The organism is Azoarcus sp. TTM-91 (assembly GCF_012911025.1).
In the GTDB taxonomy this organism is placed as follows: domain Bacteria; phylum Pseudomonadota; class Gammaproteobacteria; order Burkholderiales; family Rhodocyclaceae; genus Azoarcus.
Genome location: NZ_WUEI01000255.1, coordinates 1 through 1402, shown reverse-complemented (window position 1 = coordinate 1402; position 1402 = coordinate 1). Strand labels below are relative to the sequence as shown.

Sequence of the window (1402 nt, the reverse complement as noted above, 5' to 3'; positions counted from 1 at the left end):
CCACGCTGGAACTGCTGGTGGGCGAGATCGCCCTGATCCAGGAGGGCAGGGAAGGCGAACTTCCGGAACCGGTCCCCTTCCGCCGCTTCGTCGCCCAGGCGAAGCTGGGCGTGAGCGTGGCCGAACACGAAAGCTTCTTCACCCAACTGCTGGGCGACGTGGCCGAACCGACCGCCCCCTTCGGACTGCTCGACATCCAGGGCGACGGCAGCGGCATCGAAGAAGCCCGGCTACCGCTGGAAAGTGCCCTTGCCCGCGCCATCCGCGAGCAAGCCCGCAAGCACGGCGTGAGCGCGGCCAGCCTCTTCCATCTCGCCTGGGCGCTGGTGCTGGGCAAGACCACGGGCCGCGACGACGTCGTCTTCGGCACCGTCCTGTTCGGACGGATGCAAGGCGGCGCGCAGGCGGACAGCGCGCTGGGTCTGTTCATCAACACCCTGCCGATGCGGGTGCGGCTGGGCGCGAACTCAGTACAAGCAAGTCTGAAGCAGACCCACCAGACCCTGACTGAACTGCTGCACCACGAACACGCCAGCCTCGCGCTCGCGCAGCGCTGCAGCGGCTTGCCGGGTGGCACGCCGCTGTTCTCGGCGCTGCTGAACTACCGGCACAGCCCGCAGGGCGAGCAGGCCCAGGGCACGGCCTGGGAAGGGCTGGAAGTGCTGAGCGGAGAAGAGCGGACCAACTACCCGCTGGGCGTGTCGGTGGATGACCTGGGAGAAGGCTTCGAACTGGTCGCCCAGGCCGTCCCGGAAGCAGATGCGCAACGGCTGTGCGCCTATATGCATGCTGCGGTGAGCGCGGTGGTGGCGGCGCTGCAGGAGGCGAGCGCCACACCGGTCTGCGAACTGGCGCTGCTGGGAGAACGGGAGAGAGCGCAGCTGATGACGTGGGGCGAGAACCGGGAATGCTACGCAGGCGTCGAGCCCATCCACCGTCTGATCGAAGCGCAGGCGGCGGCCAACCCGGACGCGGTGGCGGTGATCTTCGGCGAGGCGCAGCTGAGCTACGGCGAGCTGAACCGGCAGGCGAACCAACTCGCGCACCACCTGACCGGGCTGGGCGTCGGCCCGGAAGTGAAGGTGGGGATCGCGGTGGAGCGCTCCTTGGACATGGTGGTGGGCCTGTTGGCCATCCTGAAGGCGGGCGGGGCGTACGTGCCGCTGGACCCGGAGTACCCGGCGGAGCGGCTGAGTTACATGATGGAAGACAGCGGGATCGCGCTGCTGCTCACGCAAAGCCAGGTCCAAGCTCAGCTCCCGCTGCCGACCGGACTCACGGTGCTGGAGCTGGACACGCTGGCACTGGCGGCGGAGGCAGAGCACAACCCCGACGTGCCGGTGAGTGGAGAGAACCTGGCCTACGTGATCTACACCTCCGGCTCCACCGGGCGGCCCAAGGG

General features: G+C 68.5%; 1 protein-coding gene. It reads left to right on the top strand.

What is annotated here, in order from left to right; genetic code table 11:
- Window positions 1-17 precede the first annotated feature (17 nt).
- A partial coding sequence (locus GRF61_RS24075) for an AMP-binding protein (protein WP_348982476.1) occupies window positions 18-1402 on the top strand: 1385 nt, incomplete at its 3' end.